We start from the raw sequence: 18,614 nt of genomic DNA, 5'->3' as shown, positions 1-18,614 counted from the left end.
GTCCCGCGCGGACCTGCAGGAGCTCTCCCATGACCAATCCCCTCGAACCCCTGATGGCCGACATCATCGGGCGCATCGAACGCGGCGTGCCCCCGTGGCGTCAGCCGTGGGCCAGCGGCGGCGAGCCCAGCCTGCCGCGGCGTGCGGACGGCGAGCCCTTCAGCGGCAGCAACGCCTGGCTCCTGGCCTTCGTCGGCGCTGAGCGCGGCTACGCCTCGCCCTATTGGTTCACCTTCCGCCAGGCCCTGAGCCTCGAAGCGCCGGTGCGTAAGTGACCTGCCCCCTTCCTGATCCCTCGGTTTGAGTGAGAGTCCGTCACCCTGAGGAGACGGACGTGAAGAAGAGCAGGTTCAACGAGGCGCAGATCATCGGCGTGCTGCGGGAGCAGGAGGCCGGGAGCCCGACGGCGGAGGTTTGCCGGCGGCATGGGATCAGCGAGCAGACCTTCTACCGGTGGAAGGCGAAGTACAGCGGCATGAACGTGTCGGATGCCCAGAAGCTGAAGACGCTGGAGGACGAGAATCGGCGACTGAAGAAGCTCTTGGCGGAGTCCATGCTCGACGTGTCGGCGCTGAAGGACCTGCTGGGAAAAAACTGATCGGGCCTGCAGCGCGCCGGGAGGCCGTGCTTCGCCTGATGGCGGAGCGCGGCTTCTCGCAGAGGCGCGCCTGCGGGCTGGTCCAGGTCGATCCGAAGACAGTGCGCCGCGTGGCCCAGCCAGGCGATGCGGAGGTACGCGCCCGGCTGCGGGGCCTGGCGGCGGAGCGACGCCGCTTCGGCTACCGGCGGCTCGGCATCCTGCTCGAGCGTGAAGGCGTCAGCATGAACAAGAAGAAGCTCTTCCGGCTGTACCGCGAGGAGGGCTTGGCGGTGCGAAGGCGGCGCGGCCGCAAGCGCGCCACCGGCACGCGGGCGCCCATGGCGCTGCCGGACGGGCCGAACCAGCGCTGGAGCCTGGACTTCGTGGCCGACACGCTGAGCTGGGGCCGGCGCTTCCGGATCCTGTGCATCGTCGACGACTTCACCCGCGAGGCGCTGGCGCTGGTGGTCGACACCTCGATCGGCGGCCATCGCATGGCCCGCGAGCTGGACGCCCTGATCGCCCGGCGCGGCCGGCCGGCGACCATCGTTAGCGACAACGGGACCGAGATGACCAGCCGGGCCATGCTGGAATGGACCAACCGCACCGGCGTCGACTGGCATTACATCGCGCCCGGCAAGCCGCAGCAGAACGGCTTCGTCGAGAGCTTCAACGGCAAGCTGCGCGACGAGTGCCTGAACGAGGAGGTCTTCGCCAACCTCGCCGAGGCCCGGGCTGTCATCGAGCGCTGGCGGCTCGACTACAACCACGTCAGGCCGCACTCGGCGCACGGCGGACTGACCCCGGAAGCCGTGCGTCTGAACCCCGCGGCCGGCCGGCTGCGCAACTTGATCAGCTCCACCGCCCGGCCGCTACCGCCGGCGCTGGAGATCAGCTACCAACCCCCTGGGCTCTCATAATGATCGAGGGACCGGCGGGGGGCAGGTCACGGCATCGAAATCGAAGACTTCGCCGATGAGTACCTGCCGCGCCGGCGCGCCGAACTGGCGAAGGTGCAACTCCTGACAGAAGCGTCGGCGGCGGCGATCGTGAACATCCCCCGTAACCGGGCGATCCTGACGAATGGCGTCCACATCTACGCCCACCTGATAGCGTTTGGTTCGCAGCTCTCGTCAGAGCGCGAAACGGAGGCGAGCTTCCGGCGGGCATTGCAGTTCCTGCACCTGCACTATGGCGCGTGTGACCGCCTGATCACCGCTTTCGGCCTGCAACGTGTCGACTTCCACGGGGCGCGTTTGCACGCAGTGGTGATGTCGCCGGCCGGCCCTGACAAAGAGGTTGAACGCATTGCTCGCGCCCTGGCTTTCGCGCGGGCTTTCGAGGCGATGGTCGAGCGAACCGGGCGCCGGTTTGGCGGGCGGTTCCGCACGGACGTTTCGATTGGCATCGACTGCGGCAAGGCTATTGCCATCAACAGCGGTCGCGGCGCCGAGCAGGAACCTCTGTTCATCGGTCGTCCCGCGAACCACGCGGCGCACCTCGCGGCCTGCGACAAGGCGGGGGTCCACCTCAGCGACCGCGTTCAGGAACGCTTAGCTCAAGCGCGTTCGCCTGGCCGCTTGGACTTCATCGAGGAAGCGTTCAGCAAGGGGTTCGCGGCTCGGCTCGGGCCCGGTGGCCGGACCTTGGAGGAAACCGCGCAGGCGGAAATCCAGGCTTTCGACGTGGAACTCGCGCAGGTGGAGATGAGTGGCAGCCTGGCCGTGTTCAACTTCCACTACCGACAGCCGCCGTTGCGGACTTTGGATTTCGGAGCCCACCCGCCGAGCAACGCGGTCTTGATGGAGCTGGCGGCGCTCTTTGCCGACATCGATGGTTTCACCAGGTACGTCGACGAAAGCCTTGCCAGCGGCAACGCCCGGAGGGCCGTGCACAATCTGCATGTCTTCCGCGGCGAACTCGCCGCTTGTGCACGTGAAGACTTCAATGGCCGAAAGGTCCGGTTCATCGGTGACTGATCCTCCCCCGAAAAAGTGGACGGGGTTAAGCCGCTCTGCGCTCGGCCTCGGCTGGACTGATGTAGCCCAGGGCTGAGTGCAGGCGGCGGGGATTGTAGAAGCCCTCGATGTACTGGAACAGGTCTCGTCGGGCCTGGTCGCGGGTGGCGTAGACCCGGTGGTGGACGCGCTCGGTCTTGAGGGTGTGGAAGAAGCTCTCCATCGGGGCGTTGTCCCAACAATCGCCCTTGCGGCTCATTGAAGGCGTGATGCCGGCGCGGGCCAGGGCCGAGCGGTAGGCCTCGGCGGCGTACTGGATACCGCGGTCGGAGTGGTGGATCAGGCCGGGCGCCGGCCGCTGGCGCTCGATGGCCATCTGCAGCGCGTCGAGGGCGATCTCGACGTGCAGCGAAGGCCGCATGCACCAGCCGACGATCTTGCGGGTGAAGAGGTCGAGCACGGTAGCGAGGTACAGCCAGCCCTCGCCGGTGGGGATGTAGGTGAGGTCGGCGAGCCAGACCTGGTTCGGCGCCTGGGTGGTGAAGTTGCGGCCGAGCCGGTTGGGCGCAATCGGATAGCCATGGCGACTGTCGGTCGTCCGCGTGCGCCGCGGCAGAGCCGCCAGGCCCCGGATGCCGGCCCGGCGCATCAGCCGCTCGATGCGGCTGCGCCCGACGCGGCGGCCGTGGCCGCGGAGCACGGCATGCACCCGAGGCGAGCCATAGGTCCCGCTGCTGTCGGCGTGGATCCGGCGGATGTCGTCCAGCAATGCGCGGTTGGCGACCGCGCGCCGGCTCTCTGGCCTGGAGCGCCAGGCGTAGTAACCGCTGGCCGACAGACCCAGGACCGCGCACATCACCCGAACCGGCCAGACGCTGCGATGCTCATCGACGAACCCGAACTTCATCGGGAGGCCGATCCGAAGATGAGCGCGGCTTTTTTTAGGATGTCGCGCTCCATCCGCAGCCGCTCGTTCTCGCGCCGAAGCCGGGCGTTCTCCGAGGCCAGGTCAGACGGCGACGGGGCCGGCGCTTGCGTGGTGGAGCGCCTCGCCGCCCCCGTCGCCTGCGCCCCGAACTGCATCATCCATCGTCGAAGCACCGTCTCGTGCAGACCCAGCTCCCGGGCCACCGCGCCCACCGACAGGCCGCTCACAGCCACCCGGTCGACCGCCTCGCGCTTGAACGTCTCCGGAAACACCCGGCGCGCACCACTCATCTGACACTCCTCTCCAGCTCCTCAGAGCTAGCATGGGTGTCCACCAAACCGGGGGAGGATCAGACTGCCTGCAGGCGATCGTGGCGGAAGGCGACGCTCGCAGCACGGACTCCAAGGCGACGGTCGAGCAGGCAATCCTCATGGCCGGCGGCCTGCGCTCATCGTTCGACCTCTGCCGGCAGGAACTGGAAGGAGTGAACCAGCTCGGGCTCGCGATCGGCGTTGAGTACGGCGTCACTCCGGCTTGCCGCATCGGCCTGCGCGGCGACGCCAGCGTGCGTTGCGTGACGAGTGGCGCGACCTGCGAATCCGAGCGGCTGCAGCAGGAGTGCGGCGGCACCGAAACAAGCCTTGGGGAAGAAGCCATCCGCATCGGTGGCCTCACCGTCCAGCAGGCGTTCGGGGCGTCGAGCATCGTGCCCAACCTGAACTACCCCGCGGCGAGTATCCTGATCCGTGGGCTCCCCCGGGTGCAGGTTGGGCAGACGTCCGTGCCGCGGGTCCAGGCCCATAGCCGCTAATGGAGCCACGCCTGCGCCGTCTCGCTGAGGCGGTCCCCGGCTGGTTTGCTATCCAGAACACGGATGGCGACATCATCGGGGACGCCCATCCGCGCGACACGATTTGGGAAGCCAACGGCATCCGGCTTCGCATTTTCTCGCGATCGGATCGCCTGGGGGCGGCTGAGGTTACCCCTGGCACGCTTCTGCCCGTCCGGTGTGCCGAGAGGCATATCCAGGCGGACCAGACCTTCTGCCTGGGTCTGGACGCACTGCCGGTGGAGACCGGCGACGACGCGAAGGTCTGGTGGACCCACATGGAGCAGTGGCTTCAGGTTCAATCCATTGCCGCGCAGACGGGACGGTGGCCGGCGCATCACGCTCTTGATCACGGCCATGCCGGCGAACTCCAGCTTGCTGCGCAGAACTTGGCCGCCGAGCTGGATCTCACCGAGGAGTACGCGCAGGCTCACGCGGATAAGCCTTCCTGGATCACGGATCGCACGTTGGGCATCGCGTTCGACGACGGTAAGCCGATGAACGGTCGCTTGGCCTGTCCGGAGGGATGCACGAAGGGTAGGCGCCGCAGGCCCGTGCTCCGGAGGAAGTGCAAGAAGCGGGCGGGGATCGCGCGCTTGGTGGCTCTAGAACGCGAACGCCGGCGGGCGCTCGACCAATTCTGGGCATCGGAACGTCTATTAGGCCGTGGATGCTGCGGGACGATGCTCTCGTGTCCCCTGCGCACCTGAGCAACGACCAGCGGATGCCCTACTACCTGGGCGAAGCATTGCGAGCGCGATGAGTGGGCGCGGGCGCGCGGCCACCCAAGCCGCCGTCCGGGCCTGGGAGCGGTCTGACGTGCATCCGCGCCATCTAGGCGCTTCTGGTGTTCTGAGATCCCACACACCGAACCTAGTTCCTGAGCCAAGGATCGCTCAACGTCCGAGATCCACCCGAGGCTGACCTGCCAAAGTCTAGCCAGTCGATTGGCTCTCCTGGCCAACGTGACCCTTGGGGCAAGCCGGAGCCCCACTTGGCGCTTAGTGCTTCCGCCAAACCACCTGTCGCCTTAGTCTGATTATATGAGCCGGACCGAATTCGCTGAATCCACGCAGCCTCTTGAGGCCGCCGGGATGAGCCAGGCGAAGGCCGAAGCCTTGACGCTCTTGCTGTCCACTCAGCGCAGGGAGTTCTTCACCCGAGAGGACGCGATGCGCCTGCAGCGGCGGGTTCGAGCGCGGTTGCGCGCGCTCATGTTCGCCGCAGTGGCAGTCGGGATCGGCCTTCAGGTGCTGTTGGCTTGGCGCTGGGGCTAGCGCCAGGGCCCTTGCGGGGCGGGCGCAAGAGTGAGGCGACCTTGAGCCGCCTGCGACGGCCCGTGCATACGGTCCCTGGATGCGGCCTACGGCAATTCATCGCCGAGGAAATCACGAAGGTCTCGGCCAAGAGCCGCAACTGAACCCAGCGGTCAGTTGCCTATCAGTCGGTTGTTGACGCCAGCTTTGCATCAGGACGCGAACTCAGCTTCTGGCGGCAATGCCGCCATGGCCATCTTCGACTTGTTTCGTGGCCACTCTTAGCTGGTCCCGACAATCGGCTATCAGACCTCACCAACGTCAGCTGAGGGTGGGAAGCGGACCCCTCCGAGATCCGTCACCGCGGCTGGCGCAGGGGCAGTTGCAGGCCGGCCGCGGAGAGACCGCTAGACCGATGAGGCCATTGGAATTTCGAAATGCCACTTAACCCGGCTCGGCTCGAACGCGATTGAGCTCTGACCCCCAAGCTCTTGCGTCATGGCGTCCAACAAGCGGGCGCCGAACCCACGCTCCTTAGGTGGTTGTACGGGCGGGCCCCCGCTCTCACGCAACCGAGCATCAGCCGGACAGGCCGTGAGTGCGCATCCCGCTGCACCTCCCAGGAGACCTCAACCCGCCCCGACGGAGAGCCTGGAGCGCCGTACTTCACCGCGTTGGTGCCGAGCTCGTGCAGGGCCATGCTCAGTGAGAGCGATCCTCGCTGGGAGAGCCACGGACGCATGAGTCCGCCACCGCGGCCACTGTGGAGCGCCGCCTCCTCCCGAGGATGTCGTGAGGTTCGGCCGCCGCTGGCAGCCGCAACTGGAGCAAACTTTGTCGAGCCGTCACGAACTTCAGCATCTCACCAAGCTCTTCCGACGTCCTCAGTAACGCAAGGATCGTGGGCTTGCCCAAGGCCCGAAAGCGCCTTAGAGGAGCCCGCTCCGAGGGGCCGCACGATGCGCCACGTCCAGACACGGCCGCACAATCTGACCGCCGCCGCGACGGCGGCCTCGTCCCTGCGCATCCAAATTATTCTTATGACCGTCACCTCGGAAGCGGGGCGAACGCGCGCGAGCTAAACCCTCCGACGGTCGCAAGATCAGAACCCCGCTTCCGAAAGGCAGCGGGGTTTTTTGTTGCGCGCCGTTGGTCACCAGAAGGACCGATCAATGAGCCAACCTTCCCGGAACCTTGCGAACTCCGCCGTGAAAAGAGCGGCGATGGATTTCGCCAACAGCCTCGACCGTGAGGACCTGCTCGAGCAGGTCGTGCGCCTCGAGGCCACGGTCTATCCCTCCGGCGAGGGAAGCCTCTTCGGCGTCGACATGGCGCTGCAAGCCGCCTGGCCCGCACGCGCAACTCCGCCTTCCCATGAGGTCATCCTCGTGCGCGCCGGCGGTGAGCTCGAAGCGGTTCAGCTGAGCGCGTTCGACAGTGTTGGCCGCCCTCTTCTGCGTCGCCGCTATGTCGCCGACTGCAGCGGCCGGTTGCGGTCCGTCGGCAGGAGTGGGAGCGGTCACGGTGCATAGGCGACCGAGCCGCTGGACGCTCCTGATCGAAGCCGGCCACGAGGCAGACACCCTGCTGCGGGCGCTCAACCTCTGTCTCGTGGCGGGCGCCATCCTCAATGCGGTCGGCATGCACCGCACCCCAGCGGGGCTTCACATCCGTTTGGAACTCGAAGACCTCGACGAGCAACGCGCCGAGACACTTTGTGACCGCCTGCGGGCGAGGCCTGACGTCTCAAGCGTTGCACTGGGCTGGCATGAGCTAGCGGCCTCAGCGGCCTAGGCAGGTGGCTGTTCCTTTTGCCGCTATTCGTGCTTCAGAGATTGCAGGGGCAGGTCCGATGGGAAACGAGCGGCGGAGCCGCTGCTCCTTTGCTGCTGGACGAGTGTAAACATCCAAAGGACCGTCTCAGATCGGGGCGGGATCATCTCTTGAGGGAAGGCAACCATGCAGCGCGCGATCTTCGCCACCCGAGAGTCCGAGACCCTGATCTGCGATGTTCCGCAGCCGGGCATCGGTCGCATCACGCTGAACAGGCCGGCGGCGATGAACGCCTATACCTGGGCGATGACCCAGGAGCTGCACCGCGCCGTCGCAGACTACCGGGACGACGACGATCTGCGGGTCCTGATCTTGCGCGGAGCCGGTGAGCGGGCGTTCTGCGCCGGCGGCGACATCGGCGGGTCCGAGGACGAACATCGCGAGAAGGTGCGCGCCGCTCCACTCGGCATGGCGCGCGAGATGCGCGACGGCATGCAGCCCGTGCTCACGGAGCTGCGGCGGATCGACAAGCCCTCCATCGCGCAGATCGAAGGCTACGCGGTGGCCGGCGGGCTGGCGCTGGCGCTCGCCTGCGACTTCCGGCTTGGCTCGACCACCGCAAAGCTCGGGGACACTTCCAACAAGTTCGGCCTCCTGCCGGACGAGGGCGGGGCCTGGCTGTTCCCGTTCTTCATGGGCTACGACAAGGCGCTCAAGATGAGCCTGCTGCACGAGATCTACGATGCAGATACGGCGTTCCGCCTGGGCCTGTTGACCGAAGTCGTGAGCGGCGACCTCGAAGCCCGCACATTCGAATTCGCAGCGGCTCTGGCCGAGAAGGCGCCGCTGGCGGTCAGGTGCACCAAGATGATGATGTCCAAGGCGGTGGAGCAGTCGTGGGCCGCGTCGTTGGCGGACGCGCAGATGGCCGTCATGATCACGAACCCGTCCGAGGACGTGCGGGAGGCCCGGGCCGCCTTTCGTGAGAAGCGCAAACCGAAGTTCGAAGGCCGCTGAGCTGCAGGCCTACTCCACCTGAAGCTTGGCGAACCGCGGCGGACGACGTTCCACGAATGAAGCCACGCCCTCCTTGAAGTCCGCTCGGGCGAGGCTCTCCTCGATCCAGCGCGAGGTCTCGCCCATGGCGTCGCCCAACTCGCGGCTCAGGTGACGCCAAACCTGCTTCTTCATCATCATCAGGGAATAGGGCGCGGAGGTTCCGGCGAGGCTGCGGAGGTACGCCTGTGCGGTCTGGGCGGCTTGTCCGGGCTCGCAAAGACGGTTCGCCCAGCCCATGCGGTGCGCCTCCTCGGCTTCGATGCGCCGCGAGCTCCAGAGGATGTCCAGCGCGTTCGACGGCCCCACCAGCCGCGGCAGCATCCAGCTCGTCCCGTGCTCGGCGACCAGCCCGCGCGGCGCGAAGGAGGAGACGATACGCGCCTCCCGATCCATGAAGCGCATGTCGCAGAAGGTGGCGTAGCTGAAGCCCAGGCCGGCGCACACCCCGTTCACCGCCGCGACCAGCGGCTTGCGGAGCCCGAGGAAATAGGTGGGCGAACCCTGATAGTTGGGATCGGCGTCGGGATTTCCGGCCTCCGCCTGGAGGTGCTCGTACCGGTCGGAGAGCAGGCGGCCAGCCTCGCTCATCTTGCCGAGCGCGTTCATGTCCACGCCGGAGCAGAACCCTCTACCCGCCCCGGTCAACACGGTCCCGATCACCGCCGCGTCGCGCTCCGAGGCGGCGAGCGCATGCCTCACCTCAGCCTGCGTCAAGCTGGTCAGCGCGTTCAGCGCCTCGGGGCGGTTGAGGGTGATGGTGGCGACCGCGCCCTCCACTTCGTAGAGGATCTCAGCGTAGTCGGTCATGGGCAAACTCCGTCACATGGGCTGAAGGGTGCGCGGCCCGCGGATGAAACTCAATTCGGAATGCCGGCGGCCTCACGTGGGGCTGGTGTCGCCTCGCCTTACGCAACGAAACCGAGCGCCTCCGGCTTCAGAAGCACGAGGCTTCGATAGTTCACCTGCAAGACGCCGGCGGCTTCCCATCGCTTTAGGATCCGGTTGATGCTTTGGCGGGAGACGCCGAGCGCGTGGGCCAGGTCCTCCTGCGAGATCTGGAGCACCCCGTCTCCGGCAGTCGCCGTCGCGTCCGAGCGCGACATCTCCAGCAGTTTGCGCGCGAGCCGCACGGGCAGAGGCTGCAGGGCGGCATCGTCGAGGCGCTCCAGCGTCGACCGGTATCGCAGGCCCATCAACCGCAGAAACTGCAGCAGGTAGGCCGGTCGACCATCCACCAACTCGTGCAGCGCCGCGGCCGGGACCGCGAGCAGCTCGCTATCGACGACCGCAAGTGCGTCGTGGCTTCGCGGCTCGCCGGTGAACAGCGAGGCCTCGCCAAACCAATGGCCGGGCGTGACGAGCCCCAGCACCGCTTCGCGCCCGCTTGAACTCGTTACGCAGAGCCGGACAACGCCCACATCGACGCAATACAGCGCATCTGGCGCGGACCCGCGCAGGAAGAGCACCTCACCGCGGCCCAGGCGCTGGCGCCGAGCGCGGGCGCGCAGGTGCGCGTCGAGCTCGGCGTTCAGAGCGCCCATCGGCATCGGACCCGGGTTCATGTGCTCCTCCGCACGCGGCCGGCGACGCTTAGACGCCATCCGCGCGCCGGTTTCGACAAGGGATGCAGGCCCGGCAGCCGTTCTCTACTCGGCGAGGGCCGCGAGGATCTGGTCGCGCCGCTCTCTCAACATGGGGACCTGGTCGTAGGGAAGGTCCGGATTGGTCTGGTTGACGATGTGCTGCATCCGGATGTCCACCAGGGGGAGGGTTTCGGGACTCGGGAACACATAGAAGCTCCCCTTCGCGATGGCTGCGAAGGTGAGCTCCGCCACATCTTCCGCAGAGATCGCCCCCTGGTCGATGTCCTTTTGCGAGATCTTGCGCGTCGCCACCTGCGATTTCGTCAGAGGCTGCGGATTGGCCAAGTCCGCAGGCCTGTTGCGGTGCGACTGGCCGATGTTGGTCGGGACGTACGAAGGGCAGAGCACCGCGGCCCGCAGCCGCTGCGTCACCAGGCTCAGGTCGTAATGCAGGCATTCGGAGAGCGCCACGACGGCGTGCTTGGAGACGCTGTAGATGCCCATTCCCGGCGCGGTCAGCAAACCTGCCATCGAGGCGGTGTTGACGATGCAGCCCTCGTAGGCGGCATCTGCCTTGGCCGCCGCCAGCATCCGGGGGGTGAAGACGCGCACCCCATTGGCGACGCCCTTCAGGTTGACGTTCAGCAGCCAGTCCCAGTCCTGTTCAGAGCTTTCCCAGACGAAGCCGCCCGATGCGACGCCGGCGTTATTGAACACAAGGTTGGCCGGGCCGAACTGCTGCTCCGTCGCCTCGGCGAGAGCCTGTACGGAGGACGAGGCCGCCACGTCGGTCACGACCCCGAGCACATCGCCGCCTTGGGACCGCAGGCTCTCGACCGTTTCGCCGAGCGCGTCCTTCTGGATGTCTGCGAGCACGACCTTCATCTCGCGTCGCACAGCGGCTTCGGCGAACGCCTTGCCGAGGCCCGAGGCGCCGCCGGTGACAACGGCCACGCCGCCCTTGAATCGGTTCATTAAATCACTCCCATCGCGGGCCTGCGCCGCGGGTTTTCAGTAGCCGTAGGAAAAGACAGGGTCGTCGAGGTCGACCGCCGGCAGCGCGTCGCGCTCGTAGAGATAGTCCTGGCTGTGCTGCCATTCGGCCCGGTCTATCCGCTTTGGCAGGCGCTGGAGGCTGCGCAGGAGGTATCCCGCGTTGAAGCTGTCGGGATCCATCCAGGGCTGGCGCGGCATCTGAGCGGCGTCGAGGTCCAAGGCCGGCGCGACGCTCTTTGCGCCCCGCGCTTCCATGTGGCGGAGCAGCCGGCAGATGAAGGCCCCGACAAGCTCCACTCGGAGTGTCCAGCTGTAGTGCCCGTAGCCGTAGACCCACGCCATGTTGGGCACGCCCGTGAACAGCATGCCGCGGTAGCTGACCGTATCGGAGAAGTCGACGCGGGCGCCGTCGACCGTGAATGGGATCTCGCCCATCACCGCGAGCTCGAACCCGGTCGCGGTGATGACCACATCGCAGTCGATCCGCTCGCCCGACTCCAGCCGGACGCCCCGCTCGTCGAACTCGACGATCCGGTCGGTGACCACAGAAGCCTGGCCAGACCGGATAGCCCTGAAGAGGTCGCCGTCTGGGACGAACGCAACACGTTGCTGGAGCGGTTTGTACGGAGGCGAGAAGTGCCGCTCGGCGTCGTAGTCATCGGGCAGGTGCGCCTTGACGCCGGAGACGAGCAGCGCCTTGAGCGCGTCGGGCGCCGCGCGGGCCCGCTCGATGAGGTCCGCGCGGTCGCGGACCACCTTTCGCCGCATGATCTCGTGGATCCAGGCCTCGTCGATCTCGAGCTTCCGCAGCTCGTCCGCCAGCGCGTCCGCGTTGCGCCCAGCGGCGAAGTAGGTTGGCGTCCGCTGCAGCATGGTCACGTGGCCGCACTGCCCCCCCAGCGCCGGGACGAGCGTGGCGGCCGTGGCCCCCGAGCCGATCACCGTGACCCGCTTGCCCGTGAGGTCGAGCGCGTCCGGCCAGTGCTGCGGATGGATCACCTCGCCCGCGAAGCGGTCCAGGCCGGGCCAGTCGGGCGTATAGCCCTCCGCGTGCCGGTAGTATCCTTGGCACATCCAGACGAACCCGGCTTCGATCCGGCGAGCCTCGCCCGCCTCGGCGTCCAGAACCTCGAGCGTCCAGGCGCTCCGATCACTGGACCAGTCCGCGGCCCGCACTTGCTGGCGGTATCGGATGTGGGGCGCCAAGTCGGCTTCGTCGATCACCGATCCCAGGTAATCGAGGATCTGTTCGCGCGAGGCGATGGGATCGCCCTTCCACGGCTTGAATCCATAGCCGAAGGTGAAGAGGTCGCTGTCGGAGCGCGCGCCGGGATACCTGTGGATGAGCCACGTACCGCCGTACGACTCCAGGGCCTCCAGGATCACGATGCTGAGGTTGGGGCACTGCTTCCGAAGCAGATAGGCGCAGCCGATGCCGGAAATGCCAGCTCCGATGATCGCAACATCGAAGCGCTCCCGTCCATCGTCGCGCTGATCTTCTCTCACCGTCTTCCCGAACATCACAGCCTCGGCTCAGGGCGCCTCAGGCGCCCGGACGGCACGGTATGCAGGATGGCTGTCGCCAAGACTGTCGCCTTTGGGCAGTTTGTGTTCGCCCTTGCAGCAGGCAGCCGCCCATCCGAGCGACAGAGGCTTCGGGCGGGCTCTTCAAACACGCGAAGCCGCGATCGATGCACGCAGCCGGAGGCCGCTTGCATTCCCAGGCAAGTGCGCAGATTCGCGACAGACGCCGCCGGCGCCGGCCTCAAATCAACAGCGCCCGGCGTCCGTGCAGCGCCTGTGCGGCTAGTCCAGCGCTGCACTTGGACGCAGAGCACGATCTTATAAGCTGGCCCGTCGGCGGAGTGTGACCATGGATTTCCGGAAGACCACCATCGAAGCCCTGGTTGGCGATATCCGCGCCCGGAAGGTCTCGGCGCGCGAGGTCACGGCCGCAGCGCTGGCCAACGTAGAGGCGACACGTCAGATCAACGCGGTGTGCGAGCTTGCCGCAGACCGAGCGCTCTCTGACGCCGCCGTACTCGACGCTCGCCTCAAGAGCGGCGACGCGATCGGCCCGCTCGCGGGTGTGCCGCTACTGGTCAAGGACCTCGAGGACGCGGTGGGTCTTCGCACCACGTTCGGATCGGCGCTGCATGTCGATGCGCCGCCAGCGAGCGGCGACTCCGCGCTCGTGCGCCGTCTCAAGGCTGCAGGCGCGGTCGTGGTCGGCAAGGCCAACACACCTGCCTTCGGGTTCAAGGGGGTGACCGAGAACCTGCCCTTCGGCGTCACGCGCAATCCCTGGAACACCGACTATCACGCAGGCGGCTCGTCCGGAGGGTCTGCTGCTGGCGTGGCTGCGGGCATCGTTCCGCTGGCCACCGGATCGGACGGGGGCGGCTCCATCCGCATCCCGGCGGCGGTGTGCGGCTTTTCAGGGATCAAGACCACGCAAGGCCAAGTTCCAGTGGGAGGAGCCAGCGCGCCAGGCTCCGGCATCCTGACTGTGAAGGGGCCGATGGCTCTGCGCGTGCGGGACACGGCGCTGGCCCTTGATGCTTCACGAGGCCCCGACCCTGAAGACGCCTTCAGTCTGCATCACGACGGCATATGCTGGCGCGCTGCACTGGACGCCGACAACCTGCCGCGCAAGGTGGTTTGGTCTCCCACCATGGGATTTGCCCGCGTTGATCGTGAAATCCTCGCCCGCTGCGGCACTGTCGTTGACGCCCTCGCGAACGCAGGCGTGGCGGTGGTGGAGAGGCAAACCGTCTGGTCGGAGAACCCGCTGAGTGCGTGGTACGTCATATGGGCGGCGCAGCGGGCGCGCACCCAAGGACACCTGAAGGGATCCCCTGACTGGGAGCGGATCGATCCCGATCTGCGTATGCAGATCGAGGACGGCCTTCGTTTTTCCGCGCCCGACTACGCGAACGCGCTGCATCTCGCTCACAGCCTCGCCTTCCAGCTGAACGAGGCCATCGGAGACGCAGACGTGCTGCTGACACCGACGTTGGCGGGCCATCCTCCCGCCGTGGGACAAGAGGGGACAATAGACGGTGAGCCGGTGGGTACGCAGTGGGTTCAGATGACGCCTGCGATCAATATGACACGGAACCCTGCCGGCGCCGCCCCAATCGGCAACTCTGCTGCTGGACTGCCCATGAGCCTGCAGGTGATCGGGCGGCATCGCGAGGATGTACGCGTCCTGAAGACCATGTGTTGGCTCGAAGACCTGCTCCAGCCCCGCTTTGATGCGCCTTTCGGTGTGGCCTAAAGCGCCTCACTGCATCAGTTGTCGCCGTGGCAGAGGCCAGCGTCCGCTCCCGACGCGGAGCGACGAGACGGAGTGAAGGTCGGCAACGGGTCGGAAGCCGACGTTCGGACTTGGATTGGATTGCAGGCCTTCCCAGCGAACCGGCCAAGACCTGCACGCGCATCACACCACAACGGCGGGATGCTAAATCGCCGCTCGGACCGCTAGTCCGCATCCTGCGGTGACAACTTCGCCGTCTTGCTTGGTGCGGGACACGCTGTTGTCAGCCGCCGTGCTAGCGCCCGCGCCGCCTCGACTAGGGGCGGAATGTCGTCGGGCTCGCCGGCCGGGAAGTCGAAGAAGGCTGCCGCCGCCGTCTCCGGGACCGCTACGCGGCATTTCACGAAGTGCAGCAGGCTGACCACGCCGAACGAGGTCTCGCACTGTGTACGCGGATCGTCGCCCACCAGGCTCCAATCCTGTGGACGCGCCCCGGGCGTACGATACATGCGCAAACCCGCTGGGGTTCCGGTCCGCCAGGCGGTCTCTTCGTTGAGGTAGCCCTCTTCCAGCAGCCGCCGCACCCGCAACGGCTTGGCGATCGGCCACAGCGAGTTATCGCTATCGGGCGAGGCGCCAACGGACACGCTCAGGCTCGTGACGCTAACCTCGGGACGTCCATCGGAGTCTTTGAACGCCCGGCTTGGCCGCCCTAGCGACTCCAAGGGTATGGCGAAGGTCAGCAGGCTGCTGGGATAGACCTCCGTCGTCGACGGGACCCGCACCCACGGCTTCGGCGCCCTGCGCGCATCCATGCACTGCCCATTGTCGAGGTAAATGATGCCGTCGGCCACCCGCCGATCGGCCGCCTTGAACTCTGCCTGGCTCTGCGCTTTCTGCTCGGCCTCACTCGACTGCCACTCCCGCTCGCGGCAACCCAGTACTGCAAGCCCCGCTGCCAGAACTGCGGCCATGCTGCGCAATCGTCGGGCATGACGAGGCCATGAATCCATGTCCGGATGCCATCCTCGTGGTGGGATCGTGTCAATGACGGCGGTCAACGCCACCCGACTCGCAGGGCCACGAACCAGACATCGTCCACGACGGCTCTCGACCCATTGCCGACATTGGCGTTCTAGGTGCAGCTTTGCCCAACCCATGTGGCGGGACTACAAGTCGAATGAAGCTCCACCGGTATACGCTTGCGGCTCTTCTTGCCGGGGTCGGCGCGGCGATCACGACTGTCATGTATCTGGCTAAGGTCCCGCCGCTCAATGCCGATTTAGGCATCCAAGCGACTGGTGCGCTGCTCGTCGTTTGGACGATCCTAACTGCGGTAGCCTTCGGCCGTTATGGTCGCGCCGCATGGCCCGCTCTCTTACCTGCCAGCGTCGCGCTTGCAGGCCCGGCGCTGCTGGCAGCGCTCTTCGTAGGGTGTGCGAGCAATACTGCCTTTTGCCCTTAGTTTGTAGGGACAACCGGCTGCGGAACACCCCGGCGAGCCAACGTCCGCTTTCCACCCATAGCTGACGTTCAGCGCGGCAGCTGAGGGGAGCACCGTCGCGCAGCCACCCGAAGGTCCGCATTCCGGCGTCTCGTGAATGTCTGGTTCTGGCGCGTTGCCGCCTCTCGCTAATGGCCCGCAGGGCGGAAGACGGCTTCGGTCGTCAGTTCGCCGAGGGCCTTACTCCTTACGTTCGGAACTCTCAGCTCCCGCATGGCGACCGCCAAGGCGTCGGCAGCGCTTGCATGGATGTCGGGCGCGACACCGGCACCTTCCCAGTTTGTGCCGGTGGTGGGATTGCGGGCTTGGCCCGTCGGGATGAATGCGACTAGCCGCGACCCAACACGCTCGATCCCACCGGGGTTGGCGCCGCCTTTGGTGGTCTCGCCGATCACGGTCGCCCGTCCGAGCACCTTCATGTTGTAAGCCAACTCCTCGCCGGCAGACACCGTCCGGGCGCTCGTGAGAATGACGACGCGCCGCCCGAGGTACGAGCTCGGCACGATTTTGGTCGAGAAGCTGTCGATTCGGAACGTGCGGGTGCCCGCTATGCGCCAGACGAGATCGTTGACTTTCCGGGAAGACCATGCCGGTCTCACTTATTCAGTAGGTTCCGCGCCAGCACCGGCCTGCGCCCCAGCGAGTCTCATTTGCGTTTGGACGTTCCTGACTGCCAATCTCATTTCGTGATGGAATGACCAGTGCCCCGCGTCGGGCTGGGCGGGCGGCTCGCGAGCCCCGGCCATATCGGGGCCATCTATCGCGACTTCGGCCGGGGGCTCGCCTACCGCGGGCAGGCCCGGCCCCGCATCCTGCATGTCACCCCGGATGGTGCGGTCTTCTCGGCCCGGGCCGCCTCGAAAATCCGCGGCGGCGAGCGCGGAAGCGGCTATGCGGTCGACGAGCTGGTGCGTCGGGGCGCGCCAGCGCCTGCGGGCCATGACCTCCGCAGCTGGTACGAGGGGCTTGTGGCGAGCGGCTTCCTGCGGCCGCGGCGCCATCCCGGCAACCACGTCTACGCCTTCGCCCTGACGATGCGCGCACGTCTGGCCGGCCGGCCCCTGCCGTCCCACCCGCCGCCCTCCAATCGCGAGCGGGCCATGGGCCTCGATGCAGGGCCTTAGGCGCTGCAAAGGCCTACCCCTCGCGCTGCCCCTGCGCGGCTGGCCCCGGGCGGAGTTGTGACGACCTGGAGGTTGTCTCGCTCCCCGCCTCATCGCGGGGCCGGGTCCGGGCCCCGCATAAGGGCCCACAACCCGGCGCGATCCCTTACCCGGGTTGGCGGCGCTGCGCTCCAGACACGAGGCGCTGCGGGCCGCGCCCGATCGGGTGGCGGCGGGCGGTGGGCGCCTGGCGCAGGAGACGAGGCATTGGTGGTTCCGGCCGCTTCGAGCCTGGACCGTCAGTCAGGGCCCGCAGGAACGCCGCTCTCCATCACGATCCCTGACCGGGGCCGGGCCGGCGCAAAAGCCGACCTCGCGGGGCGCGAGGCGCAGCCGCGCGGACCCTCCGGCCTTCCGCGCCCGTCTCTGCGGCGGGCTTGTGCAGGCCGGTTTCCACGGGGCTGCGGGCTTTCGTCCAGCCCTGGCGGCCCCGGTCTCCTGGGGACGTGATCGCGGCGATGTCCGCGAGCCGGTCAGACGGGTCTGGCCGGTCGAGCCTCAAGGAGCCACCCCATGAACCTCGTCGTCCTCACCGGCCGCATCGGCGCCCAACCGGAGATCCGCACCCTCAATTCCGGCGACAAGGTCGCCAACTTCAGCCTCGCGACCGAGGAACGCTGGCGCGACCGCCAGTCCGGGGAGAAGAAGTCCCGCACCACCTGGCACCGGGTGGTCACCTACGCCCCGGGCACGGTCAAGTTCCTGGAGGAGTACGTGGACAAGGGCGACCTGATCCAGGTGGTCGGCATGCTCCGCAACGAGGCCTGGGAAGACGCCCAGGGCCAGAAGCGCCAGGCCACCAAGATCGCCGTCACCGGCGCCGGCCATCGGGTGGAGAAGCTGGCGAGCCCCCGCGACGAGACCGCCCAGGGCGAAACGGCGCCGGAGCCGGACCTCGACGACGAAATCCCGTTCTGAGGCTTAGGCGGGCCCGTCCGGTACGCCGGGCGGGCCTTGCCGCCGCAGGCCATGTTCCGTAAGATGTGGATGTTACGGAGAACTGCCGATGTCCATCACCGCCCCGGCCAGCGAGGTCCAGAAGAACTTCGGCTCCTTCCACGACCGTGCGCTGAACGAACCGGTTCGCGTCACCAAGTATGGCCGCGAGACCGTCTACATTGTGTCGGCTGAGACTTTCCACCGGCTAAAGCAGAGCGAACGCATTGCGCTCGCCTCGGAGGACCTCTCCGACGCCGAGATCGCGGCCATCGAATCGGCGGAAATCCCGGCCGAGCACCGCTACAGCCTGAAGGACACCGACTAGGCCGTGGCGCTGCCGACGCCGGCGCCGGGCCTCGTCATCTCCTACGCCTATCTGTGGCGCGACCAGGCCGGGGCCGGCGCGGAGGAGGGCCGTAAGGACCGGCCTTGCGCCATCGTGCTGACCACGCGCGACGACGAGGGCGACACTGTCGTCTATGTCGCGCCCATCACTCATTCGCGGCCGGAGGGCGACCACACCGCCGTGGCGCTGCCGCCGGGCGTCAAGCGCCGGCTCGGCCTCGATGCGGCGGCCTCGTGGATTATCACCCGCGAGCTCAATCGCTTCGTCTGGCCAGGCTACGACCTGCGGCCTGTCTCGCGCGACAAGCCCGATGTCTTCGCGTGGGGCTTCCTGCCGGTCGAGCTTCTGGAGGCCGTGAAGCGGGCGGTGGCGGCTCACCAGCGGGCCAAGCGGCTTCGGGCGGTCGATCGCGGCTGAATCGGCGCCGCCGCGCCTCAGCCG

20 protein-coding genes are annotated in these 18,614 nt (G+C 67.2%); 13 read left to right on the top strand and 7 right to left on the bottom strand.

What is annotated here, in order from left to right; translation table 11 throughout:
* The first annotated feature begins 29 nt into the window (after window positions 1-29).
* The 3 genes from PHZ_RS21320 to PHZ_RS21305 all read left to right on the top strand — a co-directional run bounded on the left by PHZ_RS21320 (window position 30) and on the right by PHZ_RS21305 (window position 2,559).
* Window positions 30-275, top strand: a complete 246-nt coding sequence (locus tag PHZ_RS21320) for an ArdC-like ssDNA-binding domain-containing protein (RefSeq protein ID WP_041374535.1) — start codon at window positions 30-32, stop codon at window positions 273-275.
* A gap of 59 nt (window positions 276-334) precedes the next feature.
* Window positions 335-1,500 (top strand): IS3 family transposase gene (locus PHZ_RS21310; RefSeq protein ID WP_407946656.1). Its coding sequence is split into 2 segments (ribosomal slippage): window positions 335-593 and window positions 593-1,500, totalling 1,167 coding nucleotides; the frame shifts between segments, so codons are not numbered across the junction.
* 93 nt (window positions 1,501-1,593) lie between these two features.
* Window positions 1,594-2,559 (top strand): nucleotidyl cyclase domain-containing protein, encoded by a 966-nt coding sequence (locus PHZ_RS21305; RefSeq protein WP_049758539.1) that lies wholly within the window; start codon window positions 1,594-1,596, stop codon window positions 2,557-2,559.
* A gap of 25 nt (window positions 2,560-2,584) precedes the next feature.
* On the opposite strand, the gene PHZ_RS21300 is transcribed toward PHZ_RS21305, so the two are convergent.
* Window positions 2,585-3,756 (bottom strand): IS3 family transposase gene (locus tag PHZ_RS21300; protein ID WP_086004007.1). Its coding sequence is split into 2 segments (ribosomal slippage): window positions 2,585-3,483 and window positions 3,483-3,756, totalling 1,173 coding nucleotides; the frame shifts between segments, so codons are not numbered across the junction.
* Window positions 3,757-3,788: 32 nt separating this feature from the next.
* Here PHZ_RS21300 and PHZ_RS21290 point away from each other — a divergent pair.
* The 5 genes from PHZ_RS21290 to PHZ_RS21265 all read left to right on the top strand — a co-directional run bounded on the left by PHZ_RS21290 (window position 3,789) and on the right by PHZ_RS21265 (window position 8,341).
* Entirely contained in the window at window positions 3,789-4,277 is a 489-nt protein-coding gene (locus PHZ_RS21290) for a hypothetical protein (protein ID WP_049758538.1), read from the top strand.
* Entirely contained in the window at window positions 4,277-5,005 is a 729-nt protein-coding gene (locus PHZ_RS21285; RefSeq protein ID WP_012520555.1) for an E2 domain-associated cysteine-rich protein, read from the top strand. The genes PHZ_RS21290 and PHZ_RS21285 overlap by 1 nt, the downstream gene beginning before the upstream one ends.
* 333 nt (window positions 5,006-5,338) lie before the next feature.
* Window positions 5,339-5,572, top strand: coding sequence for a hypothetical protein (locus PHZ_RS21280; RefSeq protein ID WP_041374534.1), 234 nt, complete (start codon window positions 5,339-5,341; stop codon window positions 5,570-5,572).
* A 1,202-nt stretch (window positions 5,573-6,774) separates the two neighbouring features.
* Window positions 6,775-7,083, top strand: a complete 309-nt coding sequence (locus tag PHZ_RS21275; protein WP_041374533.1) for a hypothetical protein — start codon at window positions 6,775-6,777, stop codon at window positions 7,081-7,083.
* Between the two features lie 427 nt (window positions 7,084-7,510).
* Window positions 7,511-8,341 carry an enoyl-CoA hydratase/isomerase family protein gene (locus PHZ_RS21265; RefSeq protein ID WP_012520552.1) on the top strand — a complete coding sequence of 277 codons (831 nt, stop codon included), beginning with the start codon at window positions 7,511-7,513 and terminating at the stop codon, window positions 8,339-8,341.
* 9 nt (window positions 8,342-8,350) lie between these two features.
* Here the strand turns inward: PHZ_RS21265 and PHZ_RS21260 are convergent, their stop codons facing one another.
* The 4 genes from PHZ_RS21260 to PHZ_RS21245 form a co-directional block, all read right to left on the bottom strand.
* The gene (locus PHZ_RS21260) at window positions 8,351-9,190 is read right to left on the bottom strand and encodes an enoyl-CoA hydratase-related protein (protein ID WP_012520551.1); all 840 of its coding nucleotides are present in this window, start codon (window positions 9,188-9,190) and stop codon (window positions 8,351-8,353) included.
* Window positions 9,191-9,288: 98 nt separating this feature from the next.
* Window positions 9,289-9,945, bottom strand: a complete 657-nt coding sequence (locus tag PHZ_RS21255; protein ID WP_236611937.1) for a Crp/Fnr family transcriptional regulator — start codon at window positions 9,943-9,945, stop codon at window positions 9,289-9,291.
* Window positions 9,946-10,029: 84 nt separating this feature from the next.
* Window positions 10,030-10,941: an SDR family oxidoreductase gene (locus PHZ_RS21250; RefSeq protein WP_012520549.1), complete on the bottom strand. Its 912-nt coding sequence runs from the start codon at window positions 10,939-10,941 to the stop codon at window positions 10,030-10,032.
* A gap of 36 nt (window positions 10,942-10,977) precedes the next feature.
* A complete protein-coding gene (locus PHZ_RS21245) occupies window positions 10,978-12,483 on the bottom strand; it encodes a flavin-containing monooxygenase (RefSeq protein WP_049758537.1) in 1,506 nt (501 codons plus the stop codon).
* Between the two features lie 352 nt (window positions 12,484-12,835).
* Here PHZ_RS21245 and PHZ_RS21240 point away from each other — a divergent pair, with 352 nt between their 5' ends.
* Entirely contained in the window at window positions 12,836-14,242 is a 1,407-nt protein-coding gene (locus PHZ_RS21240; RefSeq protein ID WP_012520547.1) for an amidase, read from the top strand.
* Between the two features lie 203 nt (window positions 14,243-14,445).
* Here PHZ_RS21240 and PHZ_RS21235 read toward each other — a convergent pair whose 3' ends face one another.
* On the bottom strand, window positions 14,446-15,195 hold the full coding sequence (locus tag PHZ_RS21235; RefSeq protein ID WP_041374530.1) for a hypothetical protein: 750 nt from the start codon (window positions 15,193-15,195) through the stop codon (window positions 14,446-14,448).
* 658 nt (window positions 15,196-15,853) lie between these two features.
* The gene (locus PHZ_RS22385) at window positions 15,854-16,324 is read right to left on the bottom strand and encodes a S41 family peptidase (RefSeq protein ID WP_012520545.1); all 471 of its coding nucleotides are present in this window, start codon (window positions 16,322-16,324) and stop codon (window positions 15,854-15,856) included.
* A 102-nt stretch (window positions 16,325-16,426) separates the two neighbouring features.
* Between PHZ_RS22385 and PHZ_RS21230 the strand changes: the two genes are divergently transcribed.
* From PHZ_RS21230 to PHZ_RS21215, 4 genes are all read left to right on the top strand, one after another.
* Complete coding sequence (locus tag PHZ_RS21230; protein WP_012520544.1) at window positions 16,427-16,849, top strand: hypothetical protein; 423 nt, start codon at window positions 16,427-16,429, stop codon at window positions 16,847-16,849.
* A 552-nt stretch (window positions 16,850-17,401) separates the two neighbouring features.
* On the top strand, window positions 17,402-17,806 hold the full coding sequence (locus PHZ_RS21225) for a single-stranded DNA-binding protein (protein ID WP_012520543.1): 405 nt from the start codon (window positions 17,402-17,404) through the stop codon (window positions 17,804-17,806).
* An 88-nt stretch (window positions 17,807-17,894) separates the two neighbouring features.
* Entirely contained in the window at window positions 17,895-18,152 is a 258-nt protein-coding gene (locus tag PHZ_RS21220) for a type II toxin-antitoxin system prevent-host-death family antitoxin (protein WP_012520542.1), read from the top strand.
* Between the two features lie 3 nt (window positions 18,153-18,155).
* Window positions 18,156-18,590, top strand: a complete 435-nt coding sequence (locus PHZ_RS21215) for a hypothetical protein (protein WP_012520541.1) — start codon at window positions 18,156-18,158, stop codon at window positions 18,588-18,590.
* Window positions 18,591-18,614: the final 24 nt, after the last annotated feature.

Origin of the sequence: Phenylobacterium zucineum HLK1, assembly GCF_000017265.1 — a bacterium.
Lineage (GTDB): Bacteria > Pseudomonadota > Alphaproteobacteria > Caulobacterales > Caulobacteraceae > Phenylobacterium > Phenylobacterium zucineum.
Note: the sequence above shows the minus strand (reverse complement) of the source record. Positions and strands in the feature narration are given on the sequence as shown.